This window comes from Moraxella canis (assembly GCF_034424565.1).
In the GTDB taxonomy this organism is placed as follows: Bacteria; Pseudomonadota; Gammaproteobacteria; order Pseudomonadales; family Moraxellaceae; genus Moraxella; species Moraxella canis.
Map to the genome: position 1 here is coordinate 1556259 of NZ_CP139961.1, position 22732 is coordinate 1578990.

The 22732-nt window shown below is 45.4% G+C and carries 25 protein-coding genes and 1 tRNA gene; 8 read left to right on the plus strand and 18 right to left on the minus strand.

Annotated elements, in window-relative coordinates:
- Positions 1–8: 8 nt before the first annotated feature.
- The 7 genes from epmA to U0021_RS07125 all read right to left on the minus strand — a co-directional run bounded on the left by epmA (position 9) and on the right by U0021_RS07125 (position 6777).
- Entirely contained in the window at positions 9–974 is a 966-nt protein-coding gene (gene epmA, locus U0021_RS07095; protein WP_114799906.1) for an EF-P lysine aminoacylase EpmA, read from the minus strand.
- Positions 975–1001: 27 nt separating this feature from the next.
- On the minus strand, positions 1002–2066 hold the full coding sequence (locus U0021_RS07100; RefSeq protein ID WP_114799868.1) for a 4-phosphoerythronate dehydrogenase: 1065 nt from the start codon (positions 2064–2066) through the stop codon (positions 1002–1004).
- Positions 2066–3256: an AI-2E family transporter gene (locus U0021_RS07105; RefSeq protein ID WP_114799869.1), complete on the minus strand. Its 1191-nt coding sequence runs from the start codon at positions 3254–3256 to the stop codon at positions 2066–2068. Before U0021_RS07105 ends, U0021_RS07100 begins: the two co-directional genes overlap by 1 nt.
- 256 nt (positions 3257–3512) lie before the next feature.
- The gene (locus tag U0021_RS07110; protein WP_114799870.1) at positions 3513–3962 is read right to left on the minus strand and encodes a YaiI/YqxD family protein; all 450 of its coding nucleotides are present in this window, start codon (positions 3960–3962) and stop codon (positions 3513–3515) included.
- 39 nt (positions 3963–4001) lie between these two features.
- Positions 4002–5123, minus strand: coding sequence for a 5-(carboxyamino)imidazole ribonucleotide synthase (locus U0021_RS07115; RefSeq protein ID WP_114799871.1), 1122 nt, complete (start codon positions 5121–5123; stop codon positions 4002–4004).
- Positions 5124–5214: 91 nt separating this feature from the next.
- Positions 5215–5754, minus strand: a complete 540-nt coding sequence (gene purE / locus U0021_RS07120; RefSeq protein WP_114799872.1) for a 5-(carboxyamino)imidazole ribonucleotide mutase — start codon at positions 5752–5754, stop codon at positions 5215–5217.
- Between the two features lie 66 nt (positions 5755–5820).
- Positions 5821–6777 carry a metallophosphoesterase gene (locus tag U0021_RS07125; protein ID WP_114799873.1) on the minus strand — a complete coding sequence of 319 codons (957 nt, stop codon included), beginning with the start codon at positions 6775–6777 and terminating at the stop codon, positions 5821–5823.
- Between the two features lie 175 nt (positions 6778–6952).
- Here U0021_RS07125 and truC point away from each other — a divergent pair, with 175 nt between their 5' ends.
- Positions 6953–7687, plus strand: a complete 735-nt coding sequence (gene truC / locus U0021_RS07130; protein ID WP_114799874.1) for a tRNA pseudouridine(65) synthase TruC — start codon at positions 6953–6955, stop codon at positions 7685–7687.
- 20 nt (positions 7688–7707) lie between these two features.
- On the opposite strand, the gene hemJ is transcribed toward truC, so the two are convergent.
- The 5 genes from hemJ to serB form a co-directional block, all read right to left on the minus strand.
- Positions 7708–8133, minus strand: coding sequence for a protoporphyrinogen oxidase HemJ (gene hemJ / locus U0021_RS07135; protein WP_114799875.1), 426 nt, complete (start codon positions 8131–8133; stop codon positions 7708–7710).
- 105 nt (positions 8134–8238) lie between these two features.
- Positions 8239–10116 carry an autotransporter domain-containing protein gene (locus tag U0021_RS07140; protein WP_114799876.1) on the minus strand — a complete coding sequence of 626 codons (1878 nt, stop codon included), beginning with the start codon at positions 10114–10116 and terminating at the stop codon, positions 8239–8241.
- Positions 10117–10231: 115 nt separating this feature from the next.
- On the minus strand, positions 10232–11272 hold the full coding sequence (gene bioB / locus U0021_RS07145; RefSeq protein WP_114799877.1) for a biotin synthase BioB: 1041 nt from the start codon (positions 11270–11272) through the stop codon (positions 10232–10234).
- Between the two features lie 79 nt (positions 11273–11351).
- Positions 11352–11861, minus strand: a complete 510-nt coding sequence (locus U0021_RS07150; protein WP_114799878.1) for a hypothetical protein — start codon at positions 11859–11861, stop codon at positions 11352–11354.
- A gap of 28 nt (positions 11862–11889) precedes the next feature.
- Positions 11890–13005, minus strand: a complete 1116-nt coding sequence (gene serB, locus U0021_RS07155; RefSeq protein ID WP_114799879.1) for a phosphoserine phosphatase SerB — start codon at positions 13003–13005, stop codon at positions 11890–11892.
- A 288-nt stretch (positions 13006–13293) separates the two neighbouring features.
- On the opposite strand from serB, the gene U0021_RS07160 reads away from it, so the two are divergent.
- From U0021_RS07160 to U0021_RS07180, 5 genes are all read left to right on the plus strand, one after another.
- Positions 13294–14544 carry a hypothetical protein gene (locus tag U0021_RS07160; RefSeq protein ID WP_114799880.1) on the plus strand — a complete coding sequence of 417 codons (1251 nt, stop codon included), beginning with the start codon at positions 13294–13296 and terminating at the stop codon, positions 14542–14544.
- Positions 14545–14639: 95 nt separating this feature from the next.
- The gene (locus U0021_RS07165) at positions 14640–14867 is read left to right on the plus strand and encodes a PA3496 family putative envelope integrity protein (protein ID WP_049236529.1); all 228 of its coding nucleotides are present in this window, start codon (positions 14640–14642) and stop codon (positions 14865–14867) included.
- A gap of 92 nt (positions 14868–14959) precedes the next feature.
- Positions 14960–15481 (plus strand): UPF0149 family protein, encoded by a 522-nt coding sequence (locus U0021_RS07170; RefSeq protein WP_049236527.1) that lies wholly within the window; start codon positions 14960–14962, stop codon positions 15479–15481.
- A 104-nt stretch (positions 15482–15585) separates the two neighbouring features.
- Positions 15586–15948: a YbjQ family protein gene (locus U0021_RS07175; protein WP_114799881.1), complete on the plus strand. Its 363-nt coding sequence runs from the start codon at positions 15586–15588 to the stop codon at positions 15946–15948.
- 6 nt (positions 15949–15954) lie between these two features.
- Entirely contained in the window at positions 15955–16398 is a 444-nt protein-coding gene (locus U0021_RS07180; RefSeq protein WP_407666551.1) for a YbjQ family protein, read from the plus strand.
- Positions 16399–16717: 319 nt separating this feature from the next.
- Here the strand turns inward: U0021_RS07180 and fic are convergent, their stop codons facing one another.
- The 6 genes from fic to epmB all read right to left on the minus strand — a co-directional run bounded on the left by fic (position 16718) and on the right by epmB (position 20547).
- Positions 16718–17791, minus strand: coding sequence for a protein adenylyltransferase Fic (gene fic / locus U0021_RS07185; RefSeq protein WP_114799882.1), 1074 nt, complete (start codon positions 17789–17791; stop codon positions 16718–16720).
- Between the two features lie 122 nt (positions 17792–17913).
- Positions 17914–18231 (minus strand): type II toxin-antitoxin system VapC family toxin, encoded by a 318-nt coding sequence (locus U0021_RS07190; RefSeq protein WP_327037436.1) that lies wholly within the window; start codon positions 18229–18231, stop codon positions 17914–17916.
- 56 nt (positions 18232–18287) lie between these two features.
- Positions 18288–18524: an antitoxin gene (locus U0021_RS07195; RefSeq protein WP_078255307.1), complete on the minus strand. Its 237-nt coding sequence runs from the start codon at positions 18522–18524 to the stop codon at positions 18288–18290.
- A gap of 244 nt (positions 18525–18768) precedes the next feature.
- Positions 18769–19215, minus strand: a complete 447-nt coding sequence (locus U0021_RS07200) for an Arm DNA-binding domain-containing protein (protein WP_114799884.1) — start codon at positions 19213–19215, stop codon at positions 18769–18771.
- 153 nt (positions 19216–19368) lie between these two features.
- A tRNA-Val gene (locus U0021_RS07205) sits at positions 19369–19445 on the minus strand.
- A gap of 61 nt (positions 19446–19506) precedes the next feature.
- Positions 19507–20547, minus strand: a complete 1041-nt coding sequence (epmB, locus tag U0021_RS07210) for an EF-P beta-lysylation protein EpmB (RefSeq protein WP_114799885.1) — start codon at positions 20545–20547, stop codon at positions 19507–19509.
- Positions 20548–20676: 129 nt separating this feature from the next.
- Between epmB and efp the strand changes: the two genes are divergently transcribed.
- Positions 20677–21252: an elongation factor P gene (gene efp, locus U0021_RS07215; protein ID WP_049236523.1), complete on the plus strand. Its 576-nt coding sequence runs from the start codon at positions 20677–20679 to the stop codon at positions 21250–21252.
- 265 nt (positions 21253–21517) lie between these two features.
- Positions 21518–22423 carry a UDP-3-O-acyl-N-acetylglucosamine deacetylase gene (lpxC, locus tag U0021_RS07220; protein ID WP_114799887.1) on the plus strand — a complete coding sequence of 302 codons (906 nt, stop codon included), beginning with the start codon at positions 21518–21520 and terminating at the stop codon, positions 22421–22423.
- The last annotated feature ends 309 nt before the right edge of the window (positions 22424–22732 follow it).

A 22732-nucleotide genomic window follows, 5' to 3' on the forward strand; every position in this document is an offset into this window, starting at 1 on the left:
TTGAGAAATTAAGCTTGGTCTGTGGTGATGGCGATGGCTTGGCTGATGCTGTGATGACCGCTGAGCACCATAAATAACCGATCTACCCCAAGTGCGATGCCAGAGCACTCAGGCAGCGCATCACAGGCATCAAGCAGGCGAGTGTCTATGGGTATGATGGGCAGCCCCAAACGCTTGCGCTCATCATTATCCGCTTCAAAACGCTTTAGCAGCTCTTGGCTGTTGGCAAGCTCATCATAGGCATTGGCGATCTCGATGCCATCAATGTACAGCTCAAAGCGTCTGGCTACCTGATGCCCATCAGCATCGGTGGTCATCTTGGCAAGGGCGGCTGTGGCAGGCGGATAATTTATAATCAGCGTGGGCGCATCAAGCCCCAGATGCGGCTCAACCAAATGACTGAATAACAAATCTAGCCAGCCTTGCTGATCATCTGCCATATCAAGGTGAATCCCATGCGCCAAAGCACAAGCGCGCAGCTCATCTATGCTGCTGCTAAAAGGATGCACGCCTGTGTGCTTTATAAATGCCTCGGCATAGCTCATATGAATAAGCTCAATGGCTCTGTCATAAACCGTGCTCAATAAAGCTGCCAGCTCTTGTGCCAGCTCATCTAAGCTAAAATGTGGGCGATACCACTCAAGCATGGTAAATTCGATGTTATGCCGAGCGCCTTTTTCATGATCACGAAACACTTGGCATAGCTGATAGATAGGCACCTGATAGCTTGCCAGCAGCCGTTTCATGGCAAACTCAGGGGAAGTGTGCAGATAGCCTGTGACCTTACCGCCTTGAGCGTGAAAGTGCGCCTGAACCGACTCGATATATACATCGGTATTGCCAGCGTGCGACAGAATCGGCGTGGTCACCTCCATCACGCCCCGCTCATCAAAAAACGCACGAATATTTTGTAAAAGCTTGGCTCTTTTTTTGGCGTCCGCCAGCGTTAAGGTAGGGGTAAAGTCACTACTCATGGTATCATCACTCAGCATATCTAGACATTATTCACAGTCAAAAATCCACTCTCGGCGCAGGCGATAATGTTTGCGCAAAGCATCAAAATCAGCGCCTGACACGCCTGCTTGATTGACTGCTGTTAGGTCGTGATAATCAGCAGCAATGTCATAAAACTGTCTCAGATTCTCTAAGGTTTGATCACTCAAAAGTTTGGAGAGATGATACGGATTGGGCGGCAATAAAGCGTCAAATCTTTGGATGATTGGCAAATCAAACTTGCGGCAAAAGGCTTGATAAATCATATCAGTGCCACGAATTTTACCCTCAAGCGTATAGCCTGCGATGTGCGGCGTGGCTATGCTTAGGGCGTCAAACAAGGGCGCGCTGATCGTCGGCTCATCGGGAAAGACATCCAAAACCACTTGCAAATTTTTATGATTGATCGCGTCGATCAATGCCTCTTCTTCGATAATCTCGCCACGAGCACTGTTGATGAGCAAGGTATTTGGGCATAATTTTTCAAAGGTTTGCGCGTTAAACATCCGATATGTTGGATGTGCGCCTGAGTGCGTCAAGGGGGTGTGAATGCTGATGACATCAGCGGTCAGCACTTCTTCAAAGCTTGCGTTATTGATCTTTGACGCCCTTAAAAAAGGATCAAATCCAGCGATTTGCCAGCCGAGCTGATCAGCATAGCGCGCCAATGTGCTGCCGATATTCCCAAGTCCGATGATGCCCAGCTTGATCGGTTTTTGGTTGAATTGTAGGCAGGTATTTAAAATGGCGGTGACCACATATTGGGCAACCGAGTGCTTACTACATCCTGCGGCGTTGGCAAAACTGATTTGATGCTCAGCCAAATATGCACTATCCACATGATCGGTGCCGATGGTGGCAGAGCCAACAAACTTAAGCGGGGTGTCTTTTAAGCCACCAAGATTTTCTGCGGTCACTTGAGTGACCGATCGTATAAACAGCGCATCTGGTCGATGATCGGCAAGGCTTTGATGGTTAATGGCGCGTCCTGCCATTTTGATGACTTTGATGGGATGATGAGCCAAATAGTCATCAAGGTTGGCGATATTTTCATCAGCAAGTACAGTCAGCATTATTTCACCTTGGTACAATGATCGTCTGCACCCATGATGGCGTCGTGATTGAGTACAGGGGTGGGGTCGGTATCGGCTAATAATGCTCTGCCATCGGCAACCGCAAAGCCGCTGCGCCGACTGGCAAAAATTTCATTTTTATGCTGGCTGATCCACTCTCGCCACACAGCCAATGCAATCGCCAACACCACAGGACCAATAAACAGACCGACAAAGCCAAATGCGGTCAAGCCGCCGAGCACGCCAATAAAAATGATAATAAAAGGAATCTTTGTGGCGCCGCTGATCACGATGGGGCGAATCAAATTATCCACCCAGCTGATCACCAACATCCCCCAAAGTCCAAGCCCGATGCCTTCGGTCATCTGCCCTTGAGAGATCAGCCAAAGCGCCACCGCTCCCCAAGCAAAGGGCGTGCCAAAGGGAATCATGGCAATGATAAAGGTAATCAGGGTCAGTAAAATGGGGTTTGGCGCACCTGCCACCACATAGCCGATCCCAGCCAGCAGGGCTTGCGCCAGCGCCGTCAAGCCGATGCCATAGACGACCGCTTGGGTGGTGCTGGCGACCGCATTGATATAGTCGTCGATGCGATCACCGATGATATTACGCATCGCTTGGCGGATCTGTCTGATCAGGCTTAAGCCATCACGATAAAAGAAAAATACTGTCATCAGCGCCATACCGAGCTTGGCGAGATTTTTTAGGGCGGCATCGAAAGCGATTTTGCCATAATACAGATGCGACTGCACCCACTGGCGTACCGCTGCCATAGAGCTTTCGGGGTCTTTATTAATCTCCCATAAGATGTTCTTGATTTGCTCACCGATCACAGGCAGATCTTTGATGCTCTCAGGCAAATCCACATAGCCTGCTTGCAGTCGTCTGACCGCGATGCTATAAAAGCTGATGACTTCTTGCTGCAAAAAAAACACCCCAACCACCAAAGGAATACCGATGATCAAAGAGATGACAGCGGTCATGATTAAGGCACTGATGGTGGGACTTAGGCGGACTTTTTGATGAAAAAATCGATACAAAGGAAAGGTGACATATGCCAAAATTGCCGCCCAAATGGCAGGCGAGATAAAGAATTTCACCACCTGTAGACACAGTATGATAAGTATCGTTAATAAGATAAACGCAAGTAAACGCTGTACGACAAGCTCTTTGGTCCACTGTTCGATCATGACGCGCTGCCAATCCCCATAAAACGATTTTTAGTTGTTGTTTGATGACACATCATACAGCCAAGTGTGAAATGGTTTGGATGCTTTATTAGTTTTGGCTGTCATAAATAGTCTTATTATGCACCAAAATTAATAAAATATCTCGTCGGATTTGGATGATTTTTAAAGATTTTTCTTGCTGTAGTTGTGCTGATCAAGATCGCAGGCGCAAGTTTGAGTTTAATCATCTTAAATGAGCGGTCGTGGCGGCAGTTGCTTATTTGACCAAGCGATTTAAGGCGTTGGCAAAGGCGATTTTATCCTTATCGCCATAGGGCTTTTGACCGCCCATTTGGGCAGGATCGAGCACGCCCGTACCACGCAGCGTGTCCATAAAATCACGTGCATTTAATTTGGGCTTGATGTTTTGAAGGGTGTATTCTTCTCCGCGTGCTGTGAGGACTTTAGCGCCTTTATTTAAGATATCATTGGCAAGCGGAATATCGCTTGTAATCACCAAGTCTTCAGCCTCTGCCGCCTGTACGATATACTCATCTGCCACATCAAACCCTGTGCCGACCACCACAGACGATAAAAACGGTGACGGCGGCAGTTTGGTCATCCGATTTGCCACGAATACCGCCATCGTCTGAGTGCGATTGGCGGTCTTGATAATCAGCGCTTTGGCAATGTTGGGAATGGCGTCGGCATCAATGAGTATTTTCATGGTAAATCAGTGCGGCAGTGGATGACAGACAAGCGGGTGCTATGAAAGCAGCTGCTCGATGTTTGCGACGGTTTGATCAAGTGCATCGGTCATCACCGTGATGTGCCCGATTTTGCGTCCTGCGCGCTCATCTTTATGATAATGATGCAAATGCACCCCAGAGTGCGCCAGCACCAAATGAGCATCTGGATAAGTGCCAATGATATTTAGCATGACCGATGGCTTGATCACTTGGGTGTCGCCCAGCGGCAAGCCAACGACGGCGCGAATGTGGTTTTCAAATTGACTGCAATGAGCGCCTTCAATGCTCCAGTGACCAGAGTTATGCACGCGCGGCGCAATCTCATTGGCGATTAAGCCTGAGTCAGTCACAAATAGCTCAAGCGTTAGCACACCCACATAATCAAGATGGCTTAGAATTTTACCGATGTTGGATTGGGCTTGCTCGGTCAGATGATCGACATCGGCAGCAGGCGCGATGGTCTTTGATAAGATGCCATTGGTGTGATGATTTTCAACCAGTGGATAATAGCTGATGTCGCCATCTTGAGTGCGTACGGCGATGATCGAGACTTCGCGGCTAAAGTGAATAAACCCTTCGGCAATCAGTGGTGCAGGTGTATCGGTCAGACCACCATCGCCAGTGACCGCGCCGCCAAGCTCATCCCAAGCCGCACCGATTTCATCGACAGTTTTTATGACAAATTGTCCTTTGCCGTCATAGCCGCCACGGCTGGTCTTTAAGACCAAAGGCAGTCCAAGGGTTTTGGCGGCAGTGTGTAACTCATCCAAGCTTTCTACTGCCATAAATGGTACGGTGTCGATGTTTAACTCATTAAATAAGGCTTTTTCTGCCAATCGGTTTTGGGCGACTTCCAAAGCATTGGTGGGCGGGAATAAACCGCCTTTATGCTCAAGGCTTGCCAGTGATTTGGCTGTCTTGACAGGCGTATTTTCAAATTCTAAAGTAAAGACATCGCTGGCAGCAATAAAATCATCAAGCTCATTGTATGTAAACACTTGCCCATATAAAGCAGCTGGCGCATTGTCAGCATCTTCTAAAAAGACGCAGCGATAGCCGAGCTTTAGGGCAGCTTGAGCAAGCATCATCCCAAGCTGACCGCCGCCAAGAATACCGATGGTTTTGATGGAATCAGTCATAAAAAATATCCGAAAAATCTACAAAAAAAATTTCGGATATTATCGCATATTTTAATAAAAAATGGGCGTTAATTTGCCAAATACCGATCCATCAGGGATTGATGATTCCAGGCGTTGGACTGGCAAGCACGGTCTCGGTTTGCTTGGTGCGAAATTCATCAAGCCGCTGTGCCAAGCGGCTGTCATGCAGCGCCAAAATTTGCAGGGCAAGCAGGCCAGCATTAAATGCGCCAGCGGTGCCGATCGCAAGCGTACCAACCGCCACGCCTTTTGGCATCTGTACGATGGATAATAAACTGTCCCAGCCGCTCAATGTGCTGGATTTGACAGGCACGCCAAGTACAGGCAGTGGGGTTTGGCTGGCGCACATCCCTGGTAAGTGTGCTGCGCCGCCAGCGCCTGCGATGATGACTTGCAAGCCTTTGTCTTTGGCGGCTTTGGCGTAATCAAATAGCTTATCAGGCGTGCGGTGCGCTGACACCACTTCACACTCAAACGCCACGCCAAAATCTGCCAAAATCTGCGCCGCTTCAGACATCGTTGCCCAGTCTGATTGAGAGCCCATGATGATACCGACTTTTGGGGTGCCAGCAGGTGAAGTGATGGGCGCAGGCTGAGTTGGGTGAGACATAATTTTTCCTTAAAAAGAGTAAACGAATAAATTAGCACATTTGCTAAAAAATGGCAATTTTTGGGTTTATTCTTTGGGCGTATCTTTGGTGTGAATATACTGCACAAAATGCTCATCTGACAGCTTGGGGTTTTGGGTGTCAAACTGATAAGCAGTCAGATAGCCATTCATGCCTGCGGAATAATCAGTACAAACCACTTGCTGTGATAAGATGCTTGGCGTGCCATTGAGCCAATAATGACCAATAAAAATCGGCTTATGGGTGGTCAGCTCAAAATCCATCGGCAAAGGCTTGATGTCTGAGTCGCTGGGCAGATTCATCGTCGCTCTGGTGCCAAGCTGTGCGATCTCAGACAGCGGGCGATTTTGCCAATCTTTTTGCCACCATTTGACGCGAGTACGCTTGCGCACGATGTCATGCCCATCCACGAGCACCACGCCTGCAGGCAAGGGGCTTTCGATGCCTTTTAGGAGTCTTTCAAGCGCGTAAAATTCGGTGGAGTCACCGATGGAGGTTGCGATGATACCGCGCTGGGTGATGCGATGATCTGGGGTGAGATAGGGCGCAAGTGCTGCTTGTGCCTTGGCGTCCCAGCAGGCGTGTACGATGTTCAGATCAGGCAGCTCAAGCCACAACGGCAGCTCATAAAGGCGAGACAGCCAATAATAATAGCTGTCAGAACCGATCGGCACTTCATCCAAAAATGCTTGATGCTGCTTGGTATTTCGGCTGGTGTGAGGGCGACAATAGCCGCCGTCAGGATGCGGTGTGGCATAGCCGATAGCGTTATATTCATGATTGCCCATCACAGCGAGTGCAGCACCGTGATCTAGCATATCAAAGATGATTTGCAAGGTGTCTAGCTGACGAGCGCCGCGATCAATATAATCACCAATAAAAATCGCTTGATGACCGCTCGGCGGCTGATAGCATTGCCCATCATGCCGATAGCCAAGCTGCTCAAGCAGCCCAATCAGCTTGTCTGCTTGTCCGTGTATGTCCCCAATAATATCATAAATCATAGCATTCCCCTTAATGCCAATTACTATAGCATATTTGACAAAAAATGGGTAAAGCTTAGCCAAGCTGTGATCCACTAAAAACGACTGAGCTGTCTTATAAAATTTTGACCAACATTGCTAGACTTTTTTTGGTCAAGTTGGTATATTTGCCAAAATTTTATCCAGGATTTGACCTGTGACCCTACCGATTCTTTATCAAGATGAGCGCATCATTGTCATTAATAAGCCTGCTGGTATGCTGGTGCATCGCTCTTGGCTGGATAAGCATGAAACCACATTTGTGATGCAAACCTTGCGCGATCAGATCAATCAGCATGTGTATCCTGTGCATCGGCTTGACAGACCGACCTCAGGCGTTTTGGTTTTTGCGCTAGATAGTGAAATGGCGCGATTATTGACAGAGCAGTTTGAGCATCATCATGTCCAAAAAGTCTACTTGGCGGTTGTGCGCGGTATCATCGGCAGCGGACGGATTGATTATGCGTACAAGCCACGACTTGATAAGATCGCCGATAAATTCACCAGCCCTGACAAAGTGCTTGAGTCTGCGATCACAGATTATCAAAATCTTGCGACCACTGAGCAGCCCTTTGTCTCTTGTCGGCGGTTTGAGACATCTCGTTATTCTTTGGTTCGGCTCACTCCCATCACAGGACGGATGCATCAGCTACGCCGGCATATGAAACATGTTTTTCATCCGATCATCGGGGATACGACCTATGGCGATAAGGTGCAAAACCGAGCGTTTACAGCACACATCGGCACCAAAAGACTGCTGTTACACGCGCATCAATTAACCTTTCGCCATCCTTTGACAGGCGAATCGATCTGCGTGACAGCGCCATTGGATGATGCGTTTGGTCAAGTGATGCGCGCATTTGGTTGGGATGAGCTTGAGTTGGCGAAGTGATTTTACTTTAAAGGTGCACATCAAAAGGGCTTGACGACCGCCAAAATCACCACGATCAGTAAAATAATCACAGGAATTTCATTAAACCAGCGCCAATACACATGGCTTTTATAGTGCGGATTTTCGATCAGTTTTAGGCGAAATTTGCCACACATCAGATGATAAATGCTTAATAAAACCACCAATAACAGCTTGGCATGTAGCCAGCCTTGGGACAAGTACACGCTGGGCGCAAGGCTAATCATCCAAAGCCCAAAGCACCAAGTGGCGATCATCGAAGGCGTCATGATGCCGCGATACAGCTTACGCTCCATGATGGCAAATCGCTCAAGGCTTGGGGTATCAGTGCTCATGGCATGATAAACAAACAGCCTGGGCAAATAAAAAATCCCTGCAAACCAGCAGACCATCGAAATGATATGAAAAGCTTTGATGTATAAAAACATGGTGCTACCTTGTTAGATGTTTGATGAGCTTATTTTACCACCAAACCACCCATTATAAAAAAAAGACGACATATAAAATATCGTCTTTTTATGTAGGTATTAAGCTTAAAATGCCATCTGCGCACCCACAAAGCCGCCGACATTGGTATCGCCATCTTGATGCGTGGCATTGATGCCAGTAGTTAAGTTGGTTTTGCCAAGTTTGACCGTCGCACCCAGATGGGCGTGTGTGCTATTTTGTTGATCAAATGACACAGGCATGGCATAGCTCTGATGATAACTTTGATTGGATAAGATGGTTGAATGTACGGTTTTATCACCATCCTTGAATTCGTGCTGATAGGCCAATCCCGCCAAAACTTTGACTTTATCATTCATCGCATAGTCCACCATGATACCGATGTCGCCTTGGATGGATTGCTGCTTGGGTAGCTCATAGCTTAGAGCAGTTGACAGCGTAGGCTGATTTTCAATCAGCGTATTGAGCTTAACTTCTTGGGCACGGATGCCAAGATAAGGGCGATAGGTGACACTGCCCTGGATAAAGTCATAGCTGCCTTGAAGTCCTACATAAATCCGCTTACCTGTGGCTTGAGCTTGATGATTGCGGCTTTCGCCATCCCAAGCGATGCGCCGATCACTGTCTACACTTAAGCGATCAAGTCCGATATTGCCAGTAATGCGCAGACGATCCAAGTCATGACGGTGGTATAGACCAACACCCACTTGTTTGACATCGGTATTGATGGTATCGCTAAGCGTATGATCTTGCTTTTGATAAGTCAAATATGCCCCTGAATGCCGATTTTGATTGGCGATATCAAAGCCAAGCATGACATTGGGCTGATCAGATTTATTTTGTTCATCAAGCTGATGATTGCTGATAGCGCCGTCAATCCATACAGATGACTGGTCACTGCTTAAGCCATTTAAGCGGCGTGACAGCTGCTGGGTGTTTTGATTGCCTTGCTGGATGATGAGCTTAAGCAATTGTCCCATTTGGACTGGACTATCAATCAAAGAGCGATAATACTGAGCCAAAATACGATGGGTGCGACCTGACGGATGGATACCATCAGCAAAGGCATAGGTTTCATTGGCGTCGGCGGCAGTGGCTTGCCAATCGCTTACTTTACAGCCTAACGAAGACAAGTTGGGATCTAGGTTTTGGCAGGCAGGCTCGGTCACATTCTTAAATCCAAAAGCCGTAGGGTTTTGGGTGGCTTCTTGAAGCAGTCCAAAGGTATTCGCCGCAATGACATTAACCGATTGATCATTCAATGCTTGATATAGAGTCTGGTTGTATATGTTAGCAGCCAAAGTTGCGCTACTGGATTTGGCAGGATCGCTGACAAATCCAGGTGTCAGACCAACATCAGGAATATTAGGCACTAAGACATACTTTGCGCCTGCTTGCCCAAGCTGCTTAACCAAGGCGGCTTGATGGGCAGCGGCAGTAGTGATGATGCCAAGGGCTTGTTCTGGGTTGGGTGCTTCTGTCGCTGCAAACAGATCATTTGCCCCTGTCCACACAGTATAAAGCGCGCTAGGATCGGCTTGGTTATTGGTAAGCGCTAAGTAGTTCTTAATTTGAGTTTGGGTAGAGGGAATCTTAAAAACCAGCCGATCAACTTCTGTCGCCGTTCTGGCACCGCCGACAGCATAATTGGTACCTGTAAGCGTCTTGCCATCATTGGGATCGGCTTTGTGTCCATAGGCATCAGCGAGCACTCCCGCCCAAGCGGGATCAGGATTGGTGGTGAAAGCAGCTTGGGCATCTTGAAATAGGGGCGCTGCCAAGCTGTTTTTGCCAATTTGTGCCAACCTGCCTGAATCGGTCAGGCTGTCGCCAAAAAATAGGGTTTGGTTAAACTCTTGCGCGGATGCGATCGTGCTAACCCCTAGCAGTGCAAGTGCGACAGATAAGGGGCGAAGCTTGGTAGCGACAGAGCAACATTTAGGAGTATAAAAATGCTTGGTCATATAACGTCCTTGTGTGATTAAAATGAAACTTTATGTGATGTTTGACTGATCTTGTCAGTCCAATCAGTCAAATATCACTGGCATCCTGCCATATTGCCGACATTCTGTATATCGCTTATGCTGATAGCGGACACTCTGCCGGCAAATCAGTATTAACCGCCGCGCCGCTCATGGCATCGATGATTTTGGGCTTTGGAGTGGGCTTGGCGGGCTTAAGACCAAGTTCAGCCATCAGTCGATCGTCATGTGAGGTTGATTGATTGCCAGTGGTCAAAAGTTTATCGCCGTAAAAGAAAGAGTTGGCGCCTGCCATGAATGCCAAAGCCTGCTCTGCGTCACTCAAGCTTTCGCGTCCAGCTGATAGTCTGACATAGCTTGTTGGGCAACAAATGCGTGTCACTGCGATAGTGCGAATCCACTCAATCACCGATAAGCGACCTTCGGCAATCACTTTATCACCAAGCGGAGTGCCAGCAATCGGCACAAGTAAATTAACCGGAATGGACTGAGGCGGAATGGGCATTTGGGTCAGCTCATACACCCAATCGATGCGATCTTCACGGCTCTCGCCCATGCCGACGATGCTGCCTGAACAGACATTGATCCCAGCGTCGCGCACATGGGCGATGGTCTGTAAGCGCTCATCATAAGTGCGCGTACTGGTCACCGTGTCATAATAGCTGCGTGAGGTGTCAAGATTATGATTATAATAGTCAAGCCCAGCATCCGCCAAAGTCTTGGCTTGCTCAGGCTTTAGCATGCCCAAAGTCATACAAGTTTCAAGACCCATTGCCTTGACTTCGCTGATCAAATCGACCAAATAAGGCATGTCTTTGTCGCTAGGATGTTTCCAAGCAGCCCCCATACAAAAGCGCGATGACCCTTGCGATTTGGCTCGGCGAGCAGCAGCCAGTACTTTTTGGATTTCCAAGCGCTTTTCGGCGGTCAGACCTGTTTTGTCTCGATAATGACCTGATTGAGAGCAGTAGCCGCAATCCTCGGGACAATTGCCTGTTTTGATGGATAATAGCGTACTGATTTGCACTTCGTTGGCATTGAAATGCTCGCGGTGCACCGTTTGCGCCTGCATCAGCAGATCCATCAAAGGCAGATCAAATAAGCGTGTAATTTCTTCCTTTGAAATATGTGTCATCATTGTTGTGAGTCTCGCTTGAATTTAGTAAACGATTGTACCCAAAAATTTGCCAAATGGCAACCGCATCTCTCAAGGCAGATTATTTGGAGATTTTTTGCTTGACGCTGCCGATAAAGTCTTTGGCAGTCTTAGCATAGGGCTTGGCTGCTTCAACCAAAGGCTTGGCCTGCTCAATATAGCCGCGATATTCTTCAGGGATGGTGGCGGCTTGTTTGGCGATACCTGCAAACCAAAGCACCAATTTATAATCGCCAGTGACTTTGACATCGCCATCTTGAATAGCGGTCATCAAAGCGGCAACATCGCCTTTGGTCAAAAGCTTGGCGCCAGTCATGGAATTTTTAAAATCAATCGTCAAATCAGGATGCTGTGCTTTACCCATGGTTTGCCCAAAATGACCGTTCTCAAAACGATAATAACGCTCAACATCTGGCGCGGTGAATTGAATACAAACGGATTTGTCTTTGACAAGATGATTAAAAGAATCGTTATCACGAGTTTTGGCAAGATTTTGCAGGCGCAGACCGATCGCCGCCAAAAGTGCGTCTAATGGATCTGTCTTGACATTGATAATCGGAAGGGTAAACATGGCGTATCCTTGAAATGAGTGGGGTAAATTAAGAATTAAGATCCAAACGGTGACCTAGGGCATAAATCACACCCTCAAGTCCTGTGATATTGACGGCAGCTGATGCCTTGGCTTGTACGATGGGCTTGGCATGATAGGCAATGCCAAGATCGCTTAACGCCATCATGGGCAGATCATTGGCGCCATCGCCGATACAGATGACTTGCTGCATCGGCAAGCCCAAGCGTTCAGCTACTTTTTGAGCGATGGCGGCTTTTTGGTTGCCATCTAAAATATTATCATCAACCATGCCTGTCAAGCGGCTGCCATCATCAAGTAAGGGATTGGCATAGTATTCATCCATGCCCAAAGTCTGGCTGACATATCGAGCAAATGGCTCAAATCCCCCCGAAACGAGCACTGTGTGATAGCCGATGGCTTTGAGCGCGCGGATGGTGGCTTGGGCGCCTGGTTGGATGTGGATGTGCTTGGCTATGATCTCATCGATAATGCTGATTGGTGCATCTTCTAGCAAAGATACACGGCGTGCAAAGCTTGTGGCAAAATCAATTTCACCGCGCATGGCTTGCTCGGTAATGGCAGAAACCTGCTCTTCGACACCACAAAACTTTGCCAATTCAACAATCACTTCTTCTTCGATCAGCGTTGAATCCATATCAAAACACGCCAAGCGATGGCGCGTGAGCATCTTATCTGCTGACAAGATATGAACATCAGCAGTAATCGCGCTTGATAAATGACTGGTGATTTGGTCATCGATGATATGCGCCGCCGCTGTTTTACTGATCTGACCCATATCATGCTTGGGCGTCAGCAGATAGCGATGGATATCGACTTTGGTTAATGGGGTGTCGGTAGTGATCAGATGGGCTTGAGCTTTGGCGATCTCATCATCTTGAACCGCCGCCAGTTGCCAATTGGCTTGAGTATCCACCCAAGCTTGCATCAATGTATCAATGTCAGCATTTTGATCTGCCGGCGTGATGACGATGATGGCAAATAAAGGCAGCTTCGATAGCTTGGCGGCGATATCATTAGCGGTAAAATCCTCACCCACCACTTCGCTTGGTAAATGATGAGCAACGGTATTTAGGGCAGTTTGCCATGCTTGGCTATTTTTGGGTAGAGCATAGGTAAAAGACATATCAAACCTTTGAGGCGATTGTTATTATTGAATGGAATTTTACCATATTAGCAGTTAATCAAGCATTTTAAAAGACTTAAAGCGGATTTTGTCGGTGTAAGAGGGTTTGATCAATCAAACTCATTTGAATTTTAAAAAAATACTTAGTTTTAAAAAAATACTCAGGCAGTCTAGATCATGTCCCCCAAATTTTTACTGTTAAGCGGATAAAATCCTGTCTAGCCCATAGCTATTGAAATAATTAATGCTATAATAATAAGATTTAATTTTTATGATTTGGCAATTCTCATGACATACTTAGCACCCAGACAGGGTATTTTTGCGGCAATCGTTTTGGCGAGCTTGGTTTTGCATTTATTATTTTTTGTAATCAGTGCCGAGCGAGGGATCAGCGCACAAAATCAACAGGCGGTTGAGCGCAGTGTCATGATGCTAAGTCAAGAAATCGCAGCACCGCTGGCGGCTTATGATCGTGTGAGTATGAGTGTCATTGCAGAGCCTTATGTTGATGAGCCCATGATCGCTTATGTGGGGATTTATGACAGTCAAGGCGGAGTGTTGGTACCGCTTGGAGAGTCGGCGGAAGGCTATCGCGCCGAAGAAGTGGTGACATCAGGGGAACAGGTGCTTGGTAAAGTGGTCGTGCAAGCCAAGACGGTGAGCCGTGCAGAGATTTTATCAGGCAATTGGGTGTTTTTATTGAGCGTGATTGGGCTACATATCATATTGTGGCTGATTTATGGCTATGTGGCGCGCCCAACTGAGGATCTTAAGGCTCAAATTGCCAAAGATGTGCGCACCGAGCTATTATCTAAAGGGATTTTGACCGAGCAAGCCACCACCGCGCCTGCTGCACACACCCAAGCAGCCGAAGATAGCGAGGCAGCGCCTGATGAAGAGGTGCAGGCATCAACCGAAAATCATCATAATCCAGATGATGCCAAGCTTGAACTTGCTGCCGCTTATACGGTTCAAGTTAAGTTCCAAGATCCGCACAATTTATTGACGGCGGTTAGCATTGAGTCTAAAGAGGCTTACTTTGCTTTGTGTGATCAGTTGTTTGAAAGAGCGTGTCATGCGCTGCTTGAGCTGCCTTTATTTGCAGGCGTGGCAATGACCGACCAAAACCCATTTACCGATCAAGGGGCATCGGTTACGCTCTATGCCACCGATGATCATGCCAAAACAGCGGCAGCGGCAGCGCTACTTTCTCAGCTGCTATTGATGGTCAATGAAGTGGTGTATCAAAAGCATCGTGAGCTAAAACGTTTTGCCTTGCCTATCAAGACCGTCACCAGTGATTCAGAGCTGTCAGATGTTGCCAAATCCATCTTGACCATGCGAAAAGAAAAATCACTGATCATCTTTGGGGAGGCAGGTCGCAATCAAGCCGCCATGTATATGACTTTGGCTGCCATCACACATCCAAGCACGGTGCATGAACGAGATGGTCGCAAAGTCGTTGGTATGACTAGTGCCACCGCTGATCGACTGAAAAGTGCACGAGATAAAGCGCTTCTTGGTGATGATAATGCTTGACAAAATATTCAATTGGCTTTATAAGGCTACAGTAAAGACCTGATTTTTAGCAAAGAGTCAGGTCAACTGCAAATTTCAACGCACAAGGAGTCATTATGAGTAATATTAATGATGATTTTGATGATGATAATTTTGACGAAGATGCTGATGCCATCCTTGCTGATGAAGGCAAGGCAAAACCCCTTGAAAAACGCCTAAAAATCGATGCTTTGCTTGAAGAGCAGCGTTTAAATAAGCTAAAGCGCGCCTTAGAAGATGGCGATGATTTTGCTGAATTTGATGATCTGGATGATGAGTTTGACGATCTGGATGATGATTTTTAAAGTCTGAAGATCGCTTTTGGATATTGGATTAAGCTGTCATAGTGATCTTTGGGCGTAGCTAACATTTGACCCACAAAAGTAATGAGTCTGTTATGAATAAACAAGAATTGTTTGAGTATTTAGAATCTCCTGCCAACGAAATGGGCTTAGATCCAATTGCCGCACATGGATTTTTGACAGCGACTGTGGTGGGTAAGCCACTGCCTAATTGGATATCGGCGTTTTTTGAGGGTGCCGATGCCCAAGTTCCCGCTGAGGTGAAAGAAGCTTTAAAGGCTTGGCAGCAAGAGCTGATCGATACCCTAAAAGCAGAGCAGCCCATCGAATTGCCTTTTGATGCTAGCGAAGAAGCCGAAGATTTTAGCGAAGATGGCGACTTAGCAGCATGGGCAATCGGTTTTGTTGATGCCATGTATTCAGATGAAAATGTGGATTGGTTTGATGATGAAAACACCGAAGAAGATGTGGCAATGCTAACTTTGCCGATGGTGCTATTATCAGGCATTGATGAAGAGATGGATGAGATGCGCGATGATGAAACCTTGGCGCAGATGGCAAATACGCTTGAAGATAATATCACTGAGCTGTTTTTACTTTTTCACACCGATGATTGAGTGTGATTAAAAAGTTAGGCGGGGTGGAGGCGAGTGTCTTCGCCCTGTTTTATCTTAGGATGATTAAATTACTATAATGACACTAAACCAAAAAGAGAATGGTTATGCAATTATCAAATTTAGAACACTTGCCCAACTACATCATCACCGAAAGACTTGATGTGGTTTATGGCAGCACCGTGCGCAGTAAGCATGTGGGTAAGGATTTTTTGGCGGGACTAAAAAACATCGTTGGCGGAGAATTGACCGCTTACACAGAGCTTCTTGAAGAGGCGCGCCAAGAAGCGATGAGCCGTATGATCGCCAAAGCCCAAGCGTTAGGCGCTGATGCGATCGTCGGTATTCGTTTTTCGACATCAAATATCGCAGCGGGCGCATCAGAACTTTTTGTTTATGGTACGGCGGTCAAGATACAAAAGAAGTTTAATCCTTTTGGGCAAAGCTTAGATGAGTTGCCGGCAGGGTGAGTGTTTATGAGCCTTGAAGAGTTTTTGATGCAGCGCCTTGACTGGATTATTGGGCTTGTTTTGATTGCGGTTGGTTGGTATTTTGGCACGCGTGCCGAGCGTCGCCATCTAGAAAGCCTAGCGGCAGATGAGCACAAATATCAGCACATACAAGTCTCTAGTGAGCGGTTTTATGAGCCCGAAGGTGTCAATGAGTCAGCCTTAGTGGTTGGCAGTGTGGTAATCGCTCAAGATCAGTTCAAAAGCGTCGCAGCGTCGATTTTAAGCTTATTTGGCAAAAATTTAACCGTCTATGAGACGCTGCTTGATCGTGCTCGCCGAGAAGCAGTGGTGCGTGCAAAGCGTCAGGCGGATGATGCCGGCTGCCGGGCATTGTACGGTTTAAGATTTGAGATGACCGAGGTAGAAGGGGGCGTTGAGGTGTTGGCTTACGGCGTGGCAGTCAAGTAATGCCTAGGTTCAGTTAGTGTTGGTGAAGTCCAAACAAAATCACTAAAGATACACTCTGCTTGCACTTATTTTCCCCACAAAATCATAATGATTAAGGTAGGAGATAACATCATAAACTGGAAAATTATTTGTTTCTGACAATTTTTTAATAAAGTGTCCGACTGTAATATAATCATCTAATGGCTTTTTGATTTTATCCAAAAGTCCCATCTCTCATACCTTATTCATGCCCTGCCAAATAAAAGGTAGCAGGCGTGGCGGTCTAAGGTGCAAAAATAACCGCTGTTCGGCTGTACATTCCTAGCCTGCTAAAACTGTTTTATGTTTTTAATAGATCCATTAATTTAGGATTGATAAAAATCTTTTCATTACCAACTGTCACCATCTCAAGCACACCAATATCACATAACTTTTTTAAATAATTACTCACCGTTTGGCGTGTGCCAAGTCCTTTTTGTACCAAATTAGCAATACGGCAATATGGCATTTCAAAGATAGCATCCAACAAATCACGGCTATAAATCTTGGGCGCTTCCGCCTTGATGGTTTCGCCTGTATCTTGGTGTAGTTGCTTAATGCTTAATATCTTGGCGGTTGTCCAATCGCTGGTATCTTTGATGGCATTTAGCATATATACTAGCCATGTTTCCCAATCGCCTTTTGTAGTGACAGTTAAAAGCGCATCATAATAGCCCGCTTTATGGTTAATGATATAGCGACTAAGATACAATATCGGAAGATCTAATAACCCTTTATCTATCAAATATAAAATATTGATAATCCGCCCTGTGCGTCCATTTCCATCAAAAAATGGATGAATGGCTTCAAATTGATAATGAGCGATTGCCATTTTAACCAATGGATCTAAATCATCATCAGTGTGTAAGAAATTATCCCAATTCGCCAAAAGTTCATTAATAGCTATGGGATCATCTGGTGGCGTGTAAATGGTTTGTCCTAGGCTATTTTGTAGCTTTGTGCCTGTGGTTTTTCTTACGCCAAGCGATACGCCTTTAATTGTTTGGCAGATTTGCAAGGCGGTTTGACTTGACAAGGGTCTATCCTTAATTGCTTGTATGCCATCATAAAGCGCTGTTCGGTATCTTAACGCTTCTTTGGTGGCATTATCTGCATGATCGTCATCAAATGCGTGCTGAAATAGCTTATCCGTGGTAGTAACAATGTTTTCTATTTCACTACTGCCTTTGGCTTCTAGCATGGGAATGGCATTGATTAGCATGGCTTGGTTTGGGATTAGTTCACCTGCTTGTTTTAGTCCTGCTAGGCTTGCCCGTGCTTCGACGCACATTTTTAAGATGGTGCGTGTTTCTATATCTTTGGCAGGTGGCAGGCGTGGCAGATCATTAAATGGTTTTTCTGCGTCAAAGGTCATTGTTCTAGCCCATGTTAAGAAAATTGGATTTTTTTAACATTATACCATACCTATGTTAAATCATTTAACATTGCACCGATTGAATGTTAAGAAAATTGGATTTTTTTAACATTAAGCCTTAATCATGCCTGCATCCAATTCTCCAAGCTCACCCCATACCGCTCAAAATCTTTGGTATTGTTGGTGACTAGGGTTAATTGGTGAGCTTTGGCATGACAAGCGATCAGTGTGTCAAAACTGGCTTTGTGGTTGGCGGTTTTCATATATTCACCAAAACATACGGCAGATTTTTCATCAAACGGCAACACCTGAAGTAAGCCACGCAAACGCTCAAACTCTGCTTTAGGCTCATATTTATCCAAGCCCCTTAATAATTCTGCCCATGTGATCGCACTAATGGCCACTTCGCCCACATGACAACTGGCAAAACGATCTAGCACGCTTTTTGGCTGGTGTTTTAAAAGATAAATACAAATATTGGTATCAAGCAGATATTTCACCAGTCACGCCCCACATCATCTAACTCCATGCGCTCAAATTCATCACTCATCTTATCGCCCAAGGCTTTAAAAATCTGTGGCACTTCATCTAAGGTGGTGACGGGTCTAATAGTGATTACGCCATTTTCTTTGCTAAGAATTAATGGGGTGTTGGCAGGATAGGCAAACTCTTTGGGCAATCTTACCGCTTGAGAATTACCCGCCATGATCGGCTTGGTGTGTATGGTTGGCATGATGATCCCCTAAGTCATGATTATTTGTAATTACATTATAAGGGCTTTTATCAAGCATAACAAGGTTTATCAAAGTGGCTAGATCTGCCCAAAGGCAAGCATTAGATGGCGTTAGATTGTCGTTGTCTAATTTAGATTTTGTCGATCTAAAGCGATCTAGTCCACAAATCAGCCTGTCAAAATGTAGCGGTGTAGCGGATTTTAAAAGGTGCTGGGCTAACTTTCCCTTACTTTCCCCATTTTTTTAGGTTTTTATATTTATATCAATATGTGCAATCTTTGGGGCTATGTCGTTAATATACGATCGATAATCTCTATTGTATGTGCCAATAGTGACGGTGTGCCTGCCTGCATTGGCTGGATTGTTCGGATCTCGTTTAGCGTGATAGTCATTAGCCACATCACCAAATAGCACCGCTGATGGCTTGGTGTGCTTTGGATCGATACCTTGTTTGATTTTCTCTTTGATGGTTAGGGCGTGCAGGCGTGCTTGTTGTAGGCTAATACTTGGATATGTGCCAATGGTCATGCTTTGCTGTTTACCATGCCAACGATAGGCAATCACCCAAGACTTGACGCCTGTATGTCTTACCCAAAGTTGTAAGCCGTTTCCGTCCGTGTATTTATCTACCTTGCCATGTGTGCATTTGTTGGATGGCTTAAGTTTCTTTATTTGGGTATCGGTGAGCATTTTTTTACCCCTTGTTGGTATCGGTTTTTATGATACCAACAAATTAATTGGATTTAAAGGGATTGAATGATACCATATAGGACAAGAAAAAAGGCTTAAAGCATTGAAAATAAAAGGGTGTCGCACTGAAATGGACACCCTTAAACTCATGTTTGGTAGGCGTAAACGGACTCGAACCATCGACCCCCACCATGTCAAGGTGGTGCTCTAACCAACTGAGCTATACGCCTGTGTAATAGGACGCTATTTTACCAAATTTTTTGTAGATTGCAAGCATTTTTTATCATTAATTTAATTTTTCTCATTTGAATGCTGATAAATATCAATCGGTGTCTTAAATGGGCGGTTTGGCAGCTCCTGAACCAATTTAGGCACCAAATAACCCGGCAAGACTTCAAGCAGCTGCCAATATAGCCGAATGGCGTCACTAATAGCGATGTCAAAGTGTGCCGCACCTTGCACCTTATCAAGGATGTGCAGGTAATAGGGCAAAATCCCGGCACCAAACAGATCTTGGCTAAGCTTACTCAAAGTATGAATGTCATCATTAATATCGGCAAGTAGCACGCTTTGATTTAATAAAGTTGCGCCGGCATCTTTGAGCTGTTTTGTTTTGGCGATCAGCTGATCGTCAATTTCATTGGGATGATTGATGTGGAGCACGATTACGATATTTTTTTGATAGTGGCGGATCAGCGTAATCAGCTCATCATCCACACGATTGGGTAGCACCACCGGCAGCCGAGTGTGAAGTCGCACCGTGCGAATGTGAGCGATTTCGCCAATCTTATCTAGCCAAAGCTTAAGTCGCTTGTTACTTAGGCTCAGAGGATCACCACCACTTAAAATCACTTCATCAACTTCTGTATGCTTGGTGATGTAACCTATGACCGCATCCATCTCGTGCGTGCTTGGCTGATTGGTATGATAATCAAAATGCTGACGAAAACAATAGCGGCAATGCACCGCACACGCACCTGTGACGGTCAGCAGCACACGAGATTGATATTTATGCAATAAGCCCTTGATGGGATTATGATTATTTTCATCCAAAGGGTCGGTGCTGTAGCCACCGATCGTCCACGTTTCTTTGGTATCCGGTAGGACTTGGCGAAGTAGTGGGTCATTGATATCGCCTTTTTTCATTTTTTTGATAAAGGCGTGTGGCACTCGTAAGCCAAATTGCTTGGGGGTGTGTACCTGAGCTTGTTTTGGCAAATCAAGCAAGTCAAATAAAGTGTCTAGATCGCTGACCGCGCCTGATAGCTCAGCTTGCCAATCTTGAAAGTCATCAGATAATGCGGAGTGATAAATTTTTTTTGTAGAAATCATGGTTTTGTTTTGACAAAAATTACTAAAACTTTATATAATGAAGTGTTGCGCCGCATTATAGCGCATTTTTTAAATAACGATTTGAATTTTAACTGAGCGATGCTCCGATTGACAACTGGCAGGTAAATAATGGCAAGTTTTTCTACAAACGACTTTAAAGCAGGTTTGAAGGTTATGTTGGATGGTAACCCATGTTCCATCCTTGAAAATGAATATGTAAAACCAGGTAAAGGTCAAGCTTTCAACCGCGTTAAGCTGCGCAACCTACGCACAGGCAAAGTGCTTGAGCAGACCTTTAAATCAGGCGATTCGCTTGAAGGTGCTGATGTGATGGATGTGGAAATGAACTATCTGTATAACGATGGTGAATTTTGGCATTTTATGCATCCTGAGACTTTTGATCAGTTACAAGCAGACAAAACTGCAATGGGCGATGCTGCACAGTGGCTCAAAGAAAATTCAAATGCTTTGTGTACTTTGACGCTGTTTAATGGTGCGCCACTGTCGGTTACACCACCAAACTTTGTCGAGCTTGAAATCGTTGAAACCGATCCAGGCGTCCGCGGCGATACTTCAGGCGGCGGCGGCAAGCCAGCACGCCTTGAAACAGGGGCGACGGTGCGTGTACCTTTGTTTGTTCAACAAAATGAAGTGGTGCGTGTAGATACGCGTACTGGCGAATATCAAACGCGTGTCACCGCCTGATAGATCGCCCTATGATAAGCAGTGTTCTTTTGAGCACTGCTTTTTTTATTTGAATAGCTTTAAGTTTGAATCTTTGCTGCTTTTGTATTATCTGTCATCACTAAAATTTGACACAGCTTACAAATCATCAGATAAATTAAACAGAATGATTGATAATCTGCTCATGACAACAGATGACAAAAAACGTGCATAATGTTAAACTACCATGACACATTTTGAAATACTTTTTGTCAGTTTTGACTGAAAATTTATAACGAGAATAACTATGACAAAACTCTACCAAAGAACGGTAGCCAAAGCGATCACAGCAACTGGCATCGGACTACACAGCGGCAAAAAAGTGACGCTCACTTTGGCGCCAGCCGAGCCTGATACAGGCATCGTCTTTGAGCGCACCGATCTGGGCGCAGCGGTTCCGATGGCAGCTGAGCTTGTACAAGATACCATGATGTCATCTAATCTGGTTTTGGGCGATGCCAGAATTGGTACAGTTGAACATTTGTTGTCAGCCATTGCAGCTTATGGGCTGGATAATTTAATCATTCAAGTGGATGCACCAGAGATACCGATCATGGATGGTTCAGCGGCGCCTTTTTTGTATTTGATTGATCAAGCAGGCATCGTTGAGCAAGATCAGCTGAAAAAATTCATTAAAATCATCTCACCGATCGAAGTGACTGATGGCGACAAATGGGCACGCCTTGAGCCTTATGATGATGGCTTTTTGATGGATTTTGAGATTGATTTTAATCATGCTGCCATTGCCGCTACCGAGCAGACGACACAGCTTGATTTTAATACCGCAAATTTTGCACTAGAAGTGGGGCAGGCGCGTACTTTTGGATTTTTAAAAGACATCGAATATCTTCAAAAAAATAATTTGGCATTGGGCGGCAGCTTAGATAATGCTGTCGTACTTGATGAAGATTCTGTGGTCAATCAAGATGGCTTGCGTTATCCCAATGAGTTTGTGCGCCATAAAATGCTAGATGCTGTGGGTGATTTATTTGTGATTGGGCATCCTTTGCTTGCCAAGTTTTCTGCTTATAAATCGGGACACGCACTCAACAATGCGCTCATCCGAGCGGTACTAGCAGATAAAAGTTGCTATAAAATTGTAACATTTTATGACAAAGAATCTTGCCCAATTGATTATGTCGAAGCTGTTTAGCTAAAGTGTAATTTAGTCAGCAAAAACTAAAGCATTTAATTTTTTGGCAAAGTATTTGTAAGGTAACAGACATATTTTAGTTTTTGCATAATGTCGATCTTAGCCTCGTCATTGCACCCAATTACAAACGACTGATTGGGTACATTTTTTTTGGGTTGGGAAAATAAAGCTTATGATCGGATTGATTAAGGCGGCGGATTAATACGAGTCTTAATCATCTCGCATCACCAAAATTATATCGGTTAAAATCTGCCACCTGACTAAAGTTATTCATTTAAAATTACAAAAAATTACAAAAATAAGTGTTTT